This is a genomic window from Pseudomonas sp. H2_A10, from assembly GCF_054680085.1.
The window spans coordinates 5,454,813-5,471,079 of the sequence record NZ_CP162821.1 but is presented as its reverse complement, the minus strand read 5'-3'; the positions used below and the strand labels follow the sequence as shown (position 1 = coordinate 5,471,079).

Annotated in this window: 15 protein-coding genes; 8 read left to right on the top strand and 7 right to left on the bottom strand. The window is 62.5% G+C overall.

Annotated elements, in window-relative coordinates; genetic code table 11:
- Window positions 1-8: 8 nt before the first annotated feature.
- Genes AB4O23_RS25485 through AB4O23_RS25475 form a run of 3 tightly spaced genes read right to left on the bottom strand, consistent with a single transcriptional unit; the run spans window position 9 to window position 2,589 of the window.
- On the bottom strand, window positions 9-1,058 hold the full coding sequence (locus AB4O23_RS25485) for an alkene reductase (protein ID WP_017530477.1): 1,050 nt from the start codon (window positions 1,056-1,058) through the stop codon (window positions 9-11).
- A gap of 26 nt (window positions 1,059-1,084) precedes the next feature.
- Complete coding sequence (locus AB4O23_RS25480; protein ID WP_017530478.1) at window positions 1,085-2,251, bottom strand: MFS transporter; 1,167 nt, start codon at window positions 2,249-2,251, stop codon at window positions 1,085-1,087.
- Window positions 2,252-2,262: 11 nt separating this feature from the next.
- The gene (locus tag AB4O23_RS25475) at window positions 2,263-2,589 is read right to left on the bottom strand and encodes an ArsR/SmtB family transcription factor (protein WP_017530479.1); all 327 of its coding nucleotides are present in this window, start codon (window positions 2,587-2,589) and stop codon (window positions 2,263-2,265) included.
- 153 nt (window positions 2,590-2,742) lie between these two features.
- Between AB4O23_RS25475 and AB4O23_RS25470 the strand changes: the two genes are divergently transcribed.
- Entirely contained in the window at window positions 2,743-3,327 is a 585-nt protein-coding gene (locus AB4O23_RS25470) for an acyl carrier protein phosphodiesterase (protein WP_017530480.1), read from the top strand.
- Window positions 3,328-3,440: 113 nt separating this feature from the next.
- Here AB4O23_RS25470 and AB4O23_RS25465 read toward each other — a convergent pair whose 3' ends face one another.
- Both AB4O23_RS25465 and olsB read right to left on the bottom strand, forming a co-directional pair.
- Window positions 3,441-4,232: a lysophospholipid acyltransferase family protein gene (locus AB4O23_RS25465; RefSeq protein ID WP_017530481.1), complete on the bottom strand. Its 792-nt coding sequence runs from the start codon at window positions 4,230-4,232 to the stop codon at window positions 3,441-3,443.
- Window positions 4,232-4,987, bottom strand: a complete 756-nt coding sequence (olsB, locus tag AB4O23_RS25460; protein ID WP_017530482.1) for an L-ornithine N(alpha)-acyltransferase — start codon at window positions 4,985-4,987, stop codon at window positions 4,232-4,234. Before olsB ends, AB4O23_RS25465 begins: the two co-directional genes overlap by 1 nt.
- A 183-nt stretch (window positions 4,988-5,170) precedes the next feature.
- Between olsB and AB4O23_RS25455 the strand changes: the two genes are divergently transcribed.
- The 4 genes from AB4O23_RS25455 (at window position 5,171) to AB4O23_RS25440 (ending at window position 8,389) form a co-directional block, all read left to right on the top strand.
- Window positions 5,171-6,244, top strand: coding sequence for a serine hydrolase domain-containing protein (locus AB4O23_RS25455; protein WP_017530483.1), 1,074 nt, complete (start codon window positions 5,171-5,173; stop codon window positions 6,242-6,244).
- Complete coding sequence (locus tag AB4O23_RS25450) at window positions 6,241-6,555, top strand: amidase (RefSeq protein WP_460061157.1); 315 nt, start codon at window positions 6,241-6,243, stop codon at window positions 6,553-6,555. Before AB4O23_RS25455 ends, AB4O23_RS25450 begins: the two co-directional genes overlap by 4 nt.
- An 84-nt stretch (window positions 6,556-6,639) precedes the next feature.
- Complete coding sequence (locus tag AB4O23_RS25445; protein WP_017530485.1) at window positions 6,640-7,230, top strand: YceI family protein; 591 nt, start codon at window positions 6,640-6,642, stop codon at window positions 7,228-7,230.
- 1 nt (window position 7,231) lies between these two features.
- Window positions 7,232-8,389, top strand: a complete 1,158-nt coding sequence (locus AB4O23_RS25440) for a phospholipase D-like domain-containing protein (protein ID WP_068937774.1) — start codon at window positions 7,232-7,234, stop codon at window positions 8,387-8,389.
- A gap of 18 nt (window positions 8,390-8,407) precedes the next feature.
- Here AB4O23_RS25440 and AB4O23_RS25435 read toward each other — a convergent pair whose 3' ends face one another.
- Together AB4O23_RS25435 and bglX are read right to left on the bottom strand one after the other, a co-directional pair.
- Window positions 8,408-11,326, bottom strand: a complete 2,919-nt coding sequence (locus tag AB4O23_RS25435) for a S8 family serine peptidase (protein ID WP_223497270.1) — start codon at window positions 11,324-11,326, stop codon at window positions 8,408-8,410.
- A gap of 291 nt (window positions 11,327-11,617) precedes the next feature.
- A complete protein-coding gene (gene bglX / locus AB4O23_RS25430) occupies window positions 11,618-13,909 on the bottom strand; it encodes a beta-glucosidase BglX (protein WP_065877123.1) in 2,292 nt (763 codons plus the stop codon).
- A gap of 241 nt (window positions 13,910-14,150) precedes the next feature.
- Here bglX and AB4O23_RS25425 point away from each other — a divergent pair, with 241 nt between their 5' ends.
- The 3 genes from AB4O23_RS25425 to AB4O23_RS25415 are packed head-to-tail and all read left to right on the top strand — an operon-like array spanning window position 14,151 to window position 16,155.
- Complete coding sequence (locus AB4O23_RS25425; protein ID WP_017529636.1) at window positions 14,151-14,762, top strand: LemA family protein; 612 nt, start codon at window positions 14,151-14,153, stop codon at window positions 14,760-14,762.
- Between the two features lie 18 nt (window positions 14,763-14,780).
- The gene (locus AB4O23_RS25420) at window positions 14,781-15,506 is read left to right on the top strand and encodes a TPM domain-containing protein (RefSeq protein ID WP_026067408.1); all 726 of its coding nucleotides are present in this window, start codon (window positions 14,781-14,783) and stop codon (window positions 15,504-15,506) included.
- Window positions 15,507-15,537: 31 nt separating this feature from the next.
- Window positions 15,538-16,155, top strand: a complete 618-nt coding sequence (locus tag AB4O23_RS25415) for a TPM domain-containing protein (RefSeq protein ID WP_017529634.1) — start codon at window positions 15,538-15,540, stop codon at window positions 16,153-16,155.
- Window positions 16,156-16,267 lie beyond the last annotated feature (112 nt).

Genomic DNA, 16,267 nt, shown 5'->3' with positions numbered 1-16,267 from the left:
TGAGGTGATTACAGCGTCGGGTAATCGATGTAACCCACCGGGCCCTTGCCGTAGAAGGTTTCCGGATGCGCTTCGTTGAGCGGCGCATCGGCCTTCAGGCGCGCAGGCAGGTCCGGGTTGGCAATGAACGGCACGCCGAACGCTACGGCGTCCGCTTTACCCTCGGCCAGCCAGGCATTGGCGCTGTCCTTGGTGAAGCGCTCATTGGCGATGTACACGCCGCCGAAGGCTTTCTTCAGTTGCGGGCCGAGGCTGTCGGCGCCTTCTTTCTCGCGGGAGCAAATAAACGCGATGCCGCGCTTGCCCAGTTCGCTGGCGACGTAGGTAAAGGTTTGCGCCAGGTTGTCGTCGCCCATGTCGTGAGCATCCGCACGCGGTGCCAGGTGCACGCCCACACGGCCGGCGCCCCAGACTTCGATGGCCGCATCGGTCACTTCCAGCAACAGGCGTGCACGGTTTTCCAGGGAGCCGCCATAGTTGTCGGTACGCTGGTTGGTGCTGCTTTGCAGGAACTGGTCGAGCAGGTAGCCGTTGGCGCCGTGGATTTCCACGCCGTCAAAGCCGGCCGCCTTGGCGTTTTCGGCACCGGTGCGGTAAGCGTCGACGATCTCGGCGATTTCCGCGGTTTCCAGGGCGCGCGGCGTCGGGTAGTCGGCCAGCGGGCGCACCAGGCTGACATGGCCTTTGGCCTGGATCGCGCTAGGGGCTACCGGGGTCTCGCCGTTCAGGTACGACTCATGGGAGATGCGGCCCACGTGCCACAGTTGCAGGAAAATCTTGCCGCCCGCGCCGTGAACGGCCTTGGTCACGTTGGCCCAGCCGCGTACCTGGTCGTTGGACCAGATGCCCGGCGTGTCCGGGTAGCCCACGCCCAGCGGCGTCACGGACGTGGCTTCGCTGAGGATCAGCCCGGCTGAGGCGCGTTGCACGTAGTACTCGGCCATCAGCGCGTTGGGCACCCGGCCTTCATCGGCACGGCAACGGGTCAGCGGTGCCATGATGATGCGGTTCGACAGTTGCAGGTCGCCCAGTGTGATCGGATCGAAAATAGTCGTCATGAAATAACACCTTTCAAGTGAGTTGATCAGTTGGTCGCAGGGGCCAGGTCGGCGTTGCCGCTCTGACGGAAAGTAATCAGGGTTACCAGCAGGGCGAGGATCGCCAGCGCCGCCGCCGCCAAAGGCACGCTGGCCAGGCCGAAGCCGTGGGCGATCACGCTGCCGCCAACCCAGGCGCCGAGGGCGTTGCCGATGTTGAAGGCGCCGATGTTCAACGTGGACACCAGGTTCGGTGCGGCCTTGCCGAAGGTCACCACGTTGATCTGCAACGCGGGCACGGCGGCGAACGAGGCGGTGGCCCACAGGAACAAAGTGATTTCGGTCGGGATCACCGCGACGCTGGTCCAGCTCAACGCCGTGGACACCACCGCCATGCTGATAAACACGCCGATCAACGTGGCCGCCAGGCGCTTGTCCGCCAGCTTGCCGCCGATGATGTTGCCCACGGTGAGGCCCAGGCCGATCAGCAGCAGCGTCCAGGTCACGCCTTTGGGCGACACGCCGGTGACATCACCGAGCAGCGGTGCCACATAGGTGAAAAGGGTGAACATGGAGGCGGCGAACAGTGCGGTCATGCTCAGCGACAACCAGATACCGGCACCCTTGAGGGCCGCCAGTTCGGCGCGCATGTTGAGTTTCTCTTCGTCACGCTTGGCGGGCAGGAAGCGGATCAGGCCGATCAACGCCACCACACCAATCACCGTCACCGCCCAGAACGTCGAGCGCCAGCCGGCTTCCTGGCCCAGCGCGGTACCCAGCGGTACGCCGAGCACGTTGGCCAGGGTCAGGCCGGTGAACATCAAGGCCACGGCCGATGCGCGTTTGTTGGCCGGCACCAGGTTAGCCGCCACCACCGAACCGATGCCGAAGAACGCGCCGTGGCACAGCGCGGTGACCACCCGGGCAAACATCAGCACGTTGTAGTCGCTGGCCAGGGCGCAGAGCAGGTTGCCGATAATGAAAATACCCATCAACGCTACCAGTGCGGCCTTGCGCGGCAGCTTGGCGGTGGCCAGCGCCATGAACGGTGCGCCGATGGCCACGCCCAGGGCATAGCCGGTGACCAGCCAACCGGCGCCGGGGATCGATACGCCGAGGTCCGCCGCTACATCGGGCAGCAGGCCCATGATGACGAATTCGGTGGTGCCGATAGCGAAGGCGCTCAAGGCCAGGATAAGCAGCGAGAGAGGCATTTTCGTGTCCTTTACAGCGGCGCGCTGAATTCAGCGCTGAGTTCAGTGGTAAGCGCCGCGAGGAAGGCTTGTATCGTTTCCTCGTTGCGCCGGAAAAAATGCCACTGCCCGGCCTTCTGGCTGCTGATCAATCCCGCCCGTTGCAAGGTGGCCAGGTGGGCCGACACCGTCGACTGGGACAAGCCGCAGCGTTGGTCGATCTGCCCGGCGCAGATGCCGTATTCGTGGTTGTGCAGTTGCTCGGGGAATTGCACTTTCGGGTCTTTGAGCCAGGTGAGAATGTCTCGTCGTACTGGGTGCGCCAGGGCTTTTATTATTTCGTCGAGGTCGATGGACATGGCAGTTGCTCGTTTCGTAAAGCGTTATATCGCGATGAGGCGAACTTTAAATCGCTACATCCCGATATACCAATATGATTTTGATCTGAGACCCTTCTGAATCGGTATATCGGGTTATAACGATACGTGGTTGGCAGTGCTAGACTGCGCGCCATGAATTATCTCGCACATCTGCATCTGGGCGGCCAACTTCCGGCACAACTGCTGGGTAGCCTTTATGGCGACTTTGTCAAAGGTCGCCTGCAGGGCCAGTTCAGCCTGCCGATCGAATCGGCGATCCAGTTGCATCGTTCCATCGACCGCTTCACCGACAGCCACCCGCTGGTAGGGGCGGCGTTATCGCGCTTCAGCCTTACGCGCAGGCGCTATGCGGGGATCGTCCTCGATGTGTTTTTCGACCACTGCCTGGCGCGGGATTGGGCGCTGTATGCCGACCAGCCGCTGGAGCATTTCACTTCGCAGGTGTACCGCGTGCTCGCGGCCGAACCGCAACTGCCGGGGCGGCTGGCGCAGATTGCACCGTATATGGCAGCGGACGATTGGCTGGGCTCGTACCGTGAGTTCGCGGTGATGGAGCAGGTGCTGCGCGGGATTTCGCGGCGGTTGACTCAGCCGCAGGCGTTGGAACATGCGATGCAGGAGTTGCGTGTGTTGTATGAGCCGCTGAGTGAGGACTTCCGGATGTTCTATCCACAATTGCAGGCATTTGCACAAGACCAACTGACTACTGAGATCTAGCTGTGGGAGAGGGCTTGCCCCCGATGGCGGTGGGTCAGTCACTGTATAGGTTGACTGAACTACTGCTATCGGGAGCAAGCCCCCTCCCACATTGGAACCGTGTTTAGCTCATATCAGGCGGCGAACGCTGGCCGAACAGCCACTTGTTCGGTCTCCGGCAACGGCCCGAATAACGCCTTCTGCACCGCCTGCTGCGCCTGATACGCCAGCGCCGCGCGTTCCTGCCCGGCGCAGGCAATCGGTTTGAGTACGTGGATTTCCACATCGCCCTGATCGTTGGCAAACAAGCGCATCAGGTGCGACAGCAAATCGTCATCGCCAATAAACGGCGCCAGCGCATCCACTTGCCCGTCGCGCAGGTAGCGGATCGCCACCGGTTGCAGCGATACGTGCGCGTCGATTGCGCTGGCCAGCAAACGCCCGTGGAACGTGCGCAGGCTGCGCCCGTCGGTGGTGGTGCCTTCGGGGAACATCAGCAGCGGGTGCTGTTGTTCCAAGTGACGGGTCATCTGCTTGCGGATCAGTTGGCTGTCACCCGAACCGCGACGGATAAACAGGCTGCCTGCCTTGGCGGCCAGCCAACCGGCGACCGGCCAGGTGCGCACTTCCGCCTTGGACAGGAACGACATCGGCGCCACCGCGCCCAGCAGTGGAATATCGGTCCAGGACACGTGGTTGCTCACCCACAGCATCGGCTGCGTCGGCAACTCGCCGTGCACCGTCACGCGAAAGGGCAGGGCGTTGGTCAGCCGGGCCATAAAGAACCGCGACCAGCGCTGGCGACGCACCATCGAATTGGCCACGCCCAAGCGTTCGAACAGGCCAAATACACTGGCCATGCTCAAGCCCAGCGCCACCACCACCAGCACGCGGGCGATGCGCCCGTAGATGCGTAGCCGGCTCATCACATGGCCGCCTTGAAGTGACGTGCGTAACGCGGGCAGAGCTCGTCGCGCTTGAGCAGGATGAACACGTCGGCGACCTGGAAGTCTTCGTCCCAGCATGGCTCGCCGCAGATCTTCGCGCCCAGGCGCATATAGGCCTTGAGCAGCGGCGGCATTTCGGCAATTACGTTGGACGGCAAGTCCAGCGCCGGCAGCGGTTTTTTCGGTTCGGCGCGCAGGTGTTCGTTGCACAGGTAGCGTTCGCGCAGGCGCTGCATGATGGCGTGGGCCTGGATACCGCCGTCGTGCATCGGAATGCTCGCGCAACCCATCAAATAGCTGTAGCCGCCCTGGTTGAGCACCTCGGCCAACTCGCCCCACAACACCGCGATGGTGCCGCCGTTGCGGTAAGCCGGGTCGACGCAGGTGCGGCCGATTTCCAGGATCGGCCCTTGCAGGTGCAGCAGGCCATGCAGGCTGAATTCTTCTTCGCTGTAGAACCGGCCCAGGGTGCTGGCGGCCTGGTGGTCGAGCAAACGGGTGGTGGCGACCAATCGACCGCTGTTCAAATCCCGCACGCCGATGTGGCTGCAGTGAACATCATAGTCATCCATGTCCAGGCCATGTTCCGCGCCTTTCAGCTTGGCGTTGAATTCGCCGCTGAACACGTTGAACCGCAGGGCCTGGGCTTCCTGCAAAGCGTTGGCGCCAACCAGGCGTTCGGCTTGCAGGCGGCGTTCATTGCCGGTGTCGCTGATGCGGGCGATCTGAGTCATGGCGAATCTCCGAGTGCCAGCCACTTTCGGCCGGTCGACTTGTTTGTCCAAACTCAGGCTATGTAGCCCCGGTGTCATCTCCATGAAGTTATGGTGACGCTTGGATGACAGCCCCTCTGTCGTCAATCTGTCATGCGCCTGGGCTAGGCTCGCGGGCTCGAATGCCCCCTTGAGTCTGCGTCCATGGTCAGAGGCTTGTTGTGTGTTGCCCTGCTGTTCATCACCGTTACCGCCCGCGCTGAAACCTGGCCCGACACGGACTGGGTCAAGGGCCCGCCACTGTCCGGCCCCGCCGTCGAAGCCCTCGAAACCTACGCATTCCCTGCGCGTGATGACGCCACCCGCCAAGGCATTCGCACCGACGCGTTGCTGGTGATTCGCGACGGCCAGGTCATTTATGAACGCTACGCCGCGCCCACCACCGCCAGCACGCCGCACCTGACCTGGTCGATCAGTAAAAGCCTGATGGCCACCGTGCTCGGCGTGGCCTACGGCGATAACCGCTTCAAACTCAGCGACCCCGTGGCGCGTTTTTACCCGCCAATGAAACAGCACCCGACGGTGACCATGGCCGACCTGCTGCACTGGGCCTCGGGCCTGGACTGGCAGGAAGACTACGAATACGCGCCGCTGAAATCTTCGGTGGTCGCGATGCTCTACACCCGAGGCCGCAGCGATATGGCCGAGTTCGCCGCCAACTCCGACTCATTCAGCGCCCCCGGTCAGGCTTTCCGTTACTCCAGTGGCGACAGCAATTTATTGTCCGCCGCGCTCAAGGGCATGCTCGGCCACAAGGCCTACATGAGTTACCCGTGGGATGTGCTGTTCCAGCCGCTGGGCATTCGCAACGCCACCTGGGAAACCGATGCCGACGAAACCTTCGTCGCCTCGTCCTACGCCTACCTCACCGCCCGCGACCTGGCTCGCGTAGGGTTGTTGATGGCACGTGACGGGCGTTGGCACCAGCAGCAATTGCTGCCCAAGGAGTGGGTCGCCTTCAACCGCCAGCCGTTCGCTCACTACAACACCGGCCAGGACGAAGCCGTTCCCGGCGGCCACTGGTGGCTTAACCAGGGCACGCCAAAGCCTTGGCCCGACGCCCCCGCCGACACCTTCGCCGCCCTTGGCCACTGGGGCCAGGCACTGTTCATAATGCCCGCCGAACACGTGGTGATCGTGCGCTACGGCGATGATCGCGACGGTACTTATCGTCACAACGAACTGCTTAAACGCGTACTCGCAGCGGTGCAGCCATGATCCGTCGTCGGCCGTTTACCAGCCTGTTCCTGCTGCTGTTGCTCGCCTTGCTCGGCTGGGGGTGGCACGAGCGCGTCAACCTGCAGGCCTTCCCCGACATCATCGCGGCGTACACCGCCAAGGAATACTGCTCGTGCCGGTACGTGGCGAATAACCCGGCGCCGTATTGCCTGGGGTATGTAAAGCAATACGTACCCACCAGCGCGTTCAGGGATAACCCGCAGCGCAGCGAGGTGACGGCGACTGGGTTGGGGCGCACGCACACGGCGCGGTGGTTGGGCGAGCGGCAGGGGTGTCGGTTGACCCCCTGATTCAGCCCTTCTCCCACATTTGGATTTGCGCCGCTCGTGACATGCGCTTAAGGTTCGTCCAGGTTTTTCGCCCCACGAGTTTTTATGTTCAACGCGTCTGTGTTCAAACCCCTGGCCTTCACCTTGCTGGCCGGTGCCGCCGTGCCCGCCCACGCCGACTGGTACCTGGACAACGAGTCCTCACGCCTGTCGTTTGTCACCACCAAAAACACCGAGATCGCCGAAGTGCAGCGCTTTCTGGTGCTGCACGGCAAGGTCGATGGCAAGGGCGCCGCGCAGTTGGAGGTGGAGTTGGAGTCGGTCAACAGCGGCATCCCGCTGCGTGACGAGCGCATGCGCAATAGCCTGTTCCAGATCAAGACCTTCCCCGAAGCGCTTATCAACACGCAGATCAACCTGCAACCCATCAACGAACTTGCCCCCGGCGCGCAATTGGAATTGCGTTTGCCGCTGAGCGTGACCCTGCACGGCAAAACCCAGACCTACAGCGCCGAATTACTCGCCACGCGCCTGGATGACCGGCGCTTCCAAGTGGTCACCCTGGAACCTGTGGTGTTGCATGCCGAGGATTTCGACCTCGCGCCGGGTGTGGCGGCGTTGCGCAAGGCGGCGGGGCTCAAGTCGATCAGTTTGTCGGTGCCGGTGGGTGCGGTGCTGATTTTTACGGCGCGCTGAAGTGAGTGGCGCGGTGTTCCCGTGGCGCAGCGCCAACCGTTTCGAGTTGCTGATCGACGGGCCGCGTTTTTTTCCGCAGATGCTGGTGGGCATTGCCCGCGCCGAACGTCAGGTTGATCTGGAGTTGTATTTGGTGGAGGCCGGTGCCTGCGCCGAAGCCATGGTGCAGGCGTTGGTGCTGGCCGCCGAGCGCGGCGTGCGGGTGCGCTGCCTGTTCGATGATTACGGCAGCCTGGCGTTTACCCTCGGGCTGCGTAAGCGCTTGACCGAGGTGGGTGTGGAGTTGCGTTTTTACAATCGCCTGAACTGGCGGCGTTGGATGCGCAACCTGTATCGCGACCACCGCAAGTTGCTGTTGATTGACCAGAGCATCGCCGTGGTTGGCGGTACCGGCGTTACCGATGAATTCTGGACGCCAGGGCAGGACACCGCCGACTGGCATGAAGTCATGGTGCAGATCAGCGGCCCGCTGGTACTGGACTGGCAAGCGCTGTTCGACCGGCAATGGCACGCCAACGTGGCTCGCCGGGAGTGGAAGCCGGCCACCCACTTTGGGTTGCCGCGCCTGCCCAAGCTGCCGGCCACCGGGCCTGGGCTGGGTCGCGTCGCGTATGCCGACGCCCGTCAACACCGCGACATTCTGCAATCGTTGATCCGTGCACTTAACAACAGCAAGGCACGCATCTGGCTGGCCACGCCTTACTTCCTGCCCACGTGGGGCGTGCGCCGTGCGTTGCGCCGAGCGGCCGGGCGTGGGGTGGATGTGCGTTTGCTGCTCACCGGCCCGCGTACCGATCACCCCTCCGTGCGTTACGCCGGGCACCGTTATTACCCGCGTTTGCTGCGCTCGGGCGTGCGGATATTTGAATACCAACCCTGTTTTCTGCACCTGAAGATGGTGCTGGTGGACGACTGGGTCAGCATCGGTTCGTGCAATTTCGACCACTGGAATCTGCGGTTCAATCTGGAAGCCAACCTTGAGGCGTTGGACCCTGAGTTGACGCAGGCGGTCGCGGGCAGTTTCGAGCGTGATTTCGGGCAAAGCCAGGCGGTGAGCCTGGAGGCCTGGAAAGCACGGCCATTGTGGCGGCGGGTTAAGCAGCGGGTGTGGGGCTGGATTGATCGGTTGGTGGTCAACCTGTTGGATCGGCGGGGGTAAGGCACCCCCGCCGGTGGCTTAAAACTGCAGCGTGTACTGGGCGGTGAGGCTTTGGTCGCGCGTGCGTTCGCCCCGCTGCCGAGTGAAGCTCAGGTCGATGGCACTCGCGCGGGTCAGGCGCGCGGTGGCGCCCAACTCCATGCGGGTACTGAGGCGATCCAGCGGCGCACCGCTGACAGTCATCACCCCTGCGCCATCCCAGGCGGCCTGGGTGGAAGGCTGCAGGTCGCCGCTGGCATGGGTGTAGGCCAGAGCGCCACGCACGCTCAGCCATGATGGGCCGATTTGCGCCTTGCCCAGGTCGAGGTTGAGTCGCACACCGCCGGTGGTCAGGTTGACGCTTTCTTTCGAACCTTTGCCGCGCAGTGCCGCCACGCCGCCTCGCTCTTTGTAACCCTTGCTGCGCTGCTGCACGTTGGCCAGTTGCACATAGGGCTGCCAATCCCAGAAGTCATGGATGAACCTGTAGTTGGCTTCGGCAAACGTCTGCACCGTGCGGCTGGCGTAGTGGGCGGACAGGCGGTTCTCTACGCCGGGGAAGCTGACGCGGCGCTTGGTCTGGATGTCGTGTTGCGCATAGGCGATGCCGCCATAGAGGCCGAACGCGTCCCAGGTGTGCCCGGCGTGCAGGCCCAACTGGTAGGTGTCGACAGTCGCTTTGCCGCGTGGCCCGGCCTTGATTTCGGTGCTACCGGTGCCGGCCACCAGCCCCATGCGCGTGCCTTGTTCCAGTTGATGATCGAAACCGACCAGCAGGCCCGTGCTGCTGTGCGACGTGCGTGCGCTGCCGTTATCGCCTGCCAGTTGGCCGGATTGGCGGGGCAGCAGCACCCAGGCGCCACGGCTCGCCGCATCTGATTCGTCGGCGCGGCTGTCGTGCGCAACGCGTTGACGCTCAAGCACCGCCTGGCGCAGCACACGGCTGTTTTCGATCAACACCGCCTGGGTGCTGGCATGCAGTTCGCCGCTCAACTGGTCGAGGGCGGACGGCGCCTGGTCCGGAAACAGTGCTGTCAGGCGTTGCAGCAACGGGGTGGGCGAGGTTTGCGCGTCTGCCGCAGCGGCGACGGCGCGTTGGTTGGCAGTGTCGGCCGCTGACGCCAGGGAGCGCCCACGGCCGAATTCCACCAGCAAGTCATTGCCCTGCTTGAGCTGCGAAACGCTCAGGAAGGGGGAGAACTCACGATGGTCAATCGAGGCAAACTCGCCGTTCAACGTGCCTTTGGCCTGCAGGATGTTGTAGCGCTGGCCCAAGGGGTAGCTGTTGGGCGATGCGTTCAGGTACAGCGTGCCGCCGTTGATCGAAGCCTGCCGGCTGACCTGCAGGTTTGCCGCAGCGGGCTGAGCCACCAGGCCGGTCATCAAGGTTGCGCCGCCGGCTTGCTGATAATCACCCTCTACAGCCAGCGTGCCATTGAGGCGCAGGACACCGCCGTCGAGTGCGACGTCGCCCTTGAGACGGTTGGTACCGTCCAGTTCCAGAACGCCTTCCTTGAGCGTGGCCCCGGCAAAACTGTTATTACCGCTCAGGCGCAGCCAGCCGATACCGGTTTTTTCCAGGCGTCCGGGGCCGCTGATATCGTTGCGCCAGTCGTCCCAGGCAGCGCCTTGCCAGACGATGGCGCCGCCGGCAGGACGGTCCATATTCACCACGGTATCGACGCGCAATTGGCCGGGCCCATCGATGGCTTTTTTCAGGTTCATCAGGCCCCAGCCGTAGACGTCGTCCACGCCCGGCTCGCCGAGGTCGGTGGCCGTGGTCAGCAGTACGTCGCGGATCTGCGGGTTGCTGAGGTAAGGGAAGCGTTCCATCAGCAACGCCAGCCCGCCGGTGACGTGGGGGGCGGCCATGGAGGTGCCTGACTGAGTCGAGTAAGCGAGTTCGGGTGTGTCGCCGGTCACTTTGAAACCGTCGACCGCGCCTTCGTCGTCGTAGTGATTTTCGGTGTTTACCGAGCCTGCCACCCAGGTGGATTGGATGCCCGTTCCCGGTGCGGCCAGGCACCAGTCTTTGCTGAAACCGCAGCGGTAGGAACGATCGCTCAAGGTCAGCTCTTTATTTAAATTGACCACGCTCAACCAATACGGCTCAAGCTCTGCCATGGCGCGTGGCAGGCTGGCATGAAGTCCGGGAAAGGGCGCCGTTTGCGGGGACATGTTTTCTACCCGGGTATTGCCCGCTGCCCAGACTTGCAGCATGCCGTATTTGACCGCGCTGTCGGCAATGGCCTTGAGCTCTGGGTATTGGAGGTTACTGGTGTTGTTTAACAACGCGTCCAGCGCTGCTTCATCCGCCGGCAATGTCGGGGCGCCCCAACTGTGGTTGACCACACGCACGCCCTGCCTGTGCAGGTCGGCGTAGGCGAGGTCGACCGCTTCGCGCGTCATATTGGCGACCATGAAGGGTGATTCACCAGGCGTCCCTTGGTAGGTATTGCTGAACCGGCGCACCGCACTCACGGTGGCGGCGTAGGCAACGCCCTGTGCGCCTTCGCCATTTCGATTGGCCAGCGCGATACCCGCAACGTGAGTACCGTGCGGGTCGTATCGGTTGCTCACGTTCTTGAGGTAGTTGTCCAGTTCCTCTCTGGTGAGGTCACCATTTTCAATGGCCTCTTCCAGGGCGAGCAACGCTTCGGGTGGCAGTGCATCCACAACGTTTACGGCACCACGGTCACCTTCGCTGTAGAAGCAGCCGTCGTACAGCACGGTATCGCTCATGCACCCAGGGTCTGCCAGACGCACGCCATTATTGGGCTTGCCCGCAAACTCGCTATGACGCAGGTCGGTTCCGGAGTCATACACCCCCAGGCGTACACCCGCGCCGCTCAAACCTCGGGCATAGGCGTAATCGGCACCTACGGCGCCCAGCCCCCAGTTACGTTTGAATTCTTCGCTGCGCCAACTGGCCGCGTCGTGCAGCCGGCCTTGTTCCACATAATTTGCAGCATCAACGGGCGTACCCGAGAGGCCGCCAAGGACACAGAGGGCGAACGCATTCCGCTTGAACGATGATGGATCGAACGTCTTTCGAGTTGCCGCTCGGGCGTTTTTCGTGGGCGACATAGTCCACACACCTGCACATGAAATTGGGCGGACAGGGTGTGCGAGTACGCAGGGGGCTTGATGTAGGACTTGGCTTGGAGAGGTGAGCGAAAGTTAACTTAGCGCGGCTCGACACGGGCGAGCACGTGGCCCCCTCTTTTGCTGAAGAGGGGGCCGCGGGTATTACAACAATTCGAACGTCTGCTGCTGCACGTCCTGGGAGTCCAACCCGATCTGCACATTGAACTCACCCGGTTCCGCCGCGTACTTGAGCTGGGTGTTATAGAACTTCAAGTCTTCTTCGGTAATGGTGAAGTGCAGGGTGCGCTCTTCGCCGGCCTTGAGCATGATTTTCTGGAAGTTCTTCAGCTCTTTGATCGGGCGGATCATCGAGCCGGCCACGTCTTGGATATACAGCTGCACCACGGTCTCGCCGTCGACCTTGCCGGTGTTTTGCACGGTGACGCTGGCGTCGAGCTTGCCGGTCTTGTTCAGGGTGGTGGACGACAGCGCCATGTCCGACAGGCTGAAGGTGGTGTAGCTCAGGCCGTAGCCGAATGGAAACAGCGGCCCGGTGGTGTCATCGAAATACTGCGAGGTGTAGTTGCCCGGCTTGCCTGGGGTGAACGGCCGGCCGATGGTCAGGTGGTTGTAGTAGGTCGGAATCTGCCCCACGGAGCGTGGGAAGGTGATCGGCAGCTTGCCCGACGGGTTGTAGTCACCGAACAGCACATCGGCGATGGCGTTGCCGCCTTCGGTGCCGGCGAACCAGGTTTCCAGGATGGCGTCGGCCTGTTGGTTCTCTTCGAGGATCGACAATGGACGACCATTCATCAGCACCAATACCAGCGGTTTGCCGGTGGCCTTGAGGGCTTTGATCAGGTCGCGCTGACTTTGCGGGATGTTCAGGTCGGTGCGGCTCGACGACTCGTGGGACATGCCACGGGACTCGCCAACGGCGGCGACCACTACGTCGGCCTCCTTGGCGGCCTTGACCGCTTCGTCGATCATTACCTGCGGCGCGCGCTTGTCATCCACCACTTCCGGGGCATCGAAGTTGAGGAAATTGAGGTAGTCGACCACCGCCTTGTCGTTGGTGATGTTGGCGCCACGGGCGTAGATGATTTTGCCTTTCTCGCCGATCACCGCGTTCAGGCCGTCAAGCAGGGTCACCGATTGTTCGGGTTTGCCGGCAGCCGCCCAACTGCCCATCATGTCGATCGGCGCCTTGGCCAGCGGGCCGACCAGGGCGATGGTCGCGGATTTTTTCAGGGGCAGGGTGTGGTTGTGGTTTTTCAGCAGCACCAGGCTGCGGCGCGCGATATCACGCGCATCGGCGCGGTGCAGGCGGCTTTCGGCGTAGGTGTCGGCCGGGTCGTCCTCGGCCTTGCCGATACGCAGGTACGGGTCCTTGAACAGGCCCATGTCATATTTGGCGCCGAGCACTTCACGCACGGCGTTGTCGATGTCGCTCTGCTCGATCTCGCCGGACTTGAGCAACCCTGGCAGCTCCTTGCCGTACAGCGAGTCGTTCATGCTCATGTCGATGCCGGCCTTGATCGCCAGCTTGGCGGCTTCACGCCCGTCCTTGGCCACGCCGTGTTTGATCAGCTCGAAGATCGCGCCATGGTCGCTCACGGCCAGGCCCTTGAAACCCCAGTCCTTGCGCAGCAGGTCGTTCATCAGCCAGGTGTTGGCGGTGGCGGGCACGCCGTTGATCGAGTTGAGCGCCACCATCACGCCGCCGGCACCGGCCTTGATTGCCGCGTGGTAAGGGGGCAGGTAGTCCTGGTACATCTTGACCGGGCTCATGTCGACCACGTTGTAGTCGCGCCCGCCTTCCACCGCGCCATACAGGGCGAAGTGCTTGACGCTGGCCATGATGCTGTCGGCGTTCGCGGGGCTGGCGCCCTGGAAGGCGCGCACCATCACTTGGGCAATGCGCGAGACCAGGTAGGTGTCTTCACCGAAACCTTCGGACGTGCGCCCCCAGCGTGGGTCGCGGGAGATGTCGACCATCGGCGCGAAGGTGATGTCGAGGCTGTCGGCGGCGGCTTCCTGGGCGGCGATGCGCCCGGAGCGGCCGATGGCGTCCATGTCCCAGCTGGACGCCAGGGCCAGGCTGATCGGGAAAATGGTGCGGTGGCCGTGGATCACGTCATAGGCGAAGAACATCGGGATCTTCAGGCGGCTGCGCATGGCCGCGTCCTGCATCGGACGGTTTTCCGGGCGGGTGATGGAGTTGAACGTGCCACCGATGCGGCCGGCGGCGATTTCCTTGCGGATCAGCTCACGGGGCATTTCGGGGCCGATGCTGATCAGGCGCAATTGGCCGATCTTTTCATCCAGGGTCATCTGCTTGAGCAGGTCGCTGACGAAGGCGTCCTTGTCTTTAAGCGCAGCAGGCTTTGTTTCTGCCCATACGGGGTGACTGGCCAGAGTGGCAACAAGGCCGAGCAAACACAGCTTTTTCATGAATATCCTTTTTCGGCTCACTGCACAGCACCATGGGCGCCGTCGGCCAAAATGTGGGGAGCGTCTATTGTTGTTCGGGTGTTGTTCAGATAAATGCAGCACACTCTGAACTCTTTTTCGCGCTGGGCATCTTTGTAGCTGATTGGCTCGATGCATTCCAGTGGTGGCGGATTATGCCCCAAGCGCGTGGTTTATAGGGTTAGTCGTCAAATTCCATCAAAGATTGGGCAGGAGATACACCATGCAAGCAGCACACGGTTACCGCTGGGGCTTCAAGGCCGCGGCTTTGCTATTGATCAGCACCGTGCTGAGCGGTTGCGGCATCAATAACATCCCCACGCTGGATGAGCAGGCCAAAGCCGCCTGGGGCCAGGTGCAGAACCAGTACCAGCGCCGCGCCGACCTGATCCCCAACCTGGTGGAAGTGGTCAAGGGCTACGCCGCCCACGAGCAGGACACCCTCACTGCCGTGATCGAGGCGCGGGCCAAGGCCACCTCGATCCAAGTGGACGCCAGCACCCTCGACAACCCGGAAAAACTCAAGCAGTTCCAGCAAGCCCAGGACGGTTTGAGCGGCGCCCTCAGCCGCTTGATGGTGGTGTCCGAGCGTTACCCGGACCTTAAGGCCAACCAGAACTTCCTGGCCCTGCAATCGCAACTTGAAGGCACCGAAAACCGCATTGCCGTGGCCCGTCGTGATTTCATCCAGGCTGTGCAGGCCTACAACACCGAGATCCGCACCTTCCCCGGTCGCCTGTGGCACAGCGTGATGTACAGCGACTTGCCGATCCGCGCCACGTTTGAAGCCACCAGCGCCGATGCCGATAAAGCACCGCAAGTGAAGTTCAAATAAGGCTGCACTGAGGTGTCGATGCGTTTATTACGGATAGGCCTGGCGCTGTGGCTGTTGGCCTGCGTGGGCGCGGCCCAGGCGGCGTTGACCTTCCCGGCGTTGACCGGGCGGGTGGTGGATAACGCCCAGATGCTCGACCCGGCGACGCGCCAGCAGCTAACCCAACAGTTGCAGGCGCTGGAGCAAACCTCCGGTGACCAGATCGTGGTGGTTACCGTGCCCGACCTGCAGGGCGTGCCCATTGAAGACTACGGTTATCAATTGGGGCGTGCGTGGGGCATTGGCCAGAAGGGCAAGGACAACGGCGCACTGTTGATCGTCGCCCGCGATGAGCGCAAATTGCGCATCGAAGTGGGTTACGGCCTGGAAGGCGTGCTCACCGACGCGCAGTCCTGGGTGATCGTCAACCAGGTCATTGTTCCCAAATTCAAGGCCGGCAACTTCAGCCAGGGCATCAGCGACGGCGTGGCCGCGATGATCCAGGTGGTGGGCGGCGAGCCGCTGGCGGTGCCCGCCCATGTGGCGGATGCCAATTTCGCCAAGGATAATCCCGGGTTTTCCATTGGCCTGTTCGTGCTGCTGATCGGCGTGTTGTGGTTGTGCAACCGCATGGGCCTGCCGGTGGGGGCGATCTTGCTGGCGCTGCTCAGCAGCGGGCGCGGCGGCGGGGGAGGCGGTGGTGGCGGTGGTTTCCGTGGCGGTGGTGGCGGTTTTGGCGGCGGCGGCGCTTCAGGTGGCTGGTGATGACAATAACGAGAAAAGAGCATGTACAACCATGGCATTACTGACTGAACACGAGCAACGCCAAGTCGCCGAAGCCATCGCCCGGGTCGAGCAACAGACCGACGCCGAACTGGTGACGGTACTGGCCGCGCGTGCCGATGATTACGCCTACATCCCGTTGTTGTGGGCCAGCTTGATCGCGTTGGTGGTGCCAGGTGTGGTGCATTACCTGTCGGGCTACCTGACCATGTACACCTTGTTGCTGGCGCAATGGGCGACGTTCATTGTGCTGTGCCTGGTGTTTCGCCTGCCCAAGGTCACCACGCGGCTTATCCCCCGGTCGGTGCGCCACTGGCGTGCTTCGAACCTGGCACGTCGCCAATTCCTCGAACAGAACCTGCACCACACCCTGGGCAGTACCGGCGTGCTGATTTTTGTCAGCGAGGCCGAGCGGTATGTGGAGATCCTGGTGGATGAGGGCATTTCCAAGCGCCTGGATAACAGCAGTTGGGATGCCATCGTCAAGGCGTTTACCCAGCAGGTGAAACAGGGGCAGACGCTGGCCGGGTTTATCGCTTGCATTGAAGCCTGTGGCGAGTTGCTCAAGGTGCATGTGCCGGTGACGCAGGCTCGCAATGAGTTGCCCAATCGCCTGGTGGTACTCGAATAGCCCAGCCACCACTGAGCAAAAGTGTGGGAGGGGGCTTGCTCTCTCCCACATTGGATCTACAGTGGCTCAGGAATTTACCACTGATCAAATAACCCCGTGCCCTTAACCCCCA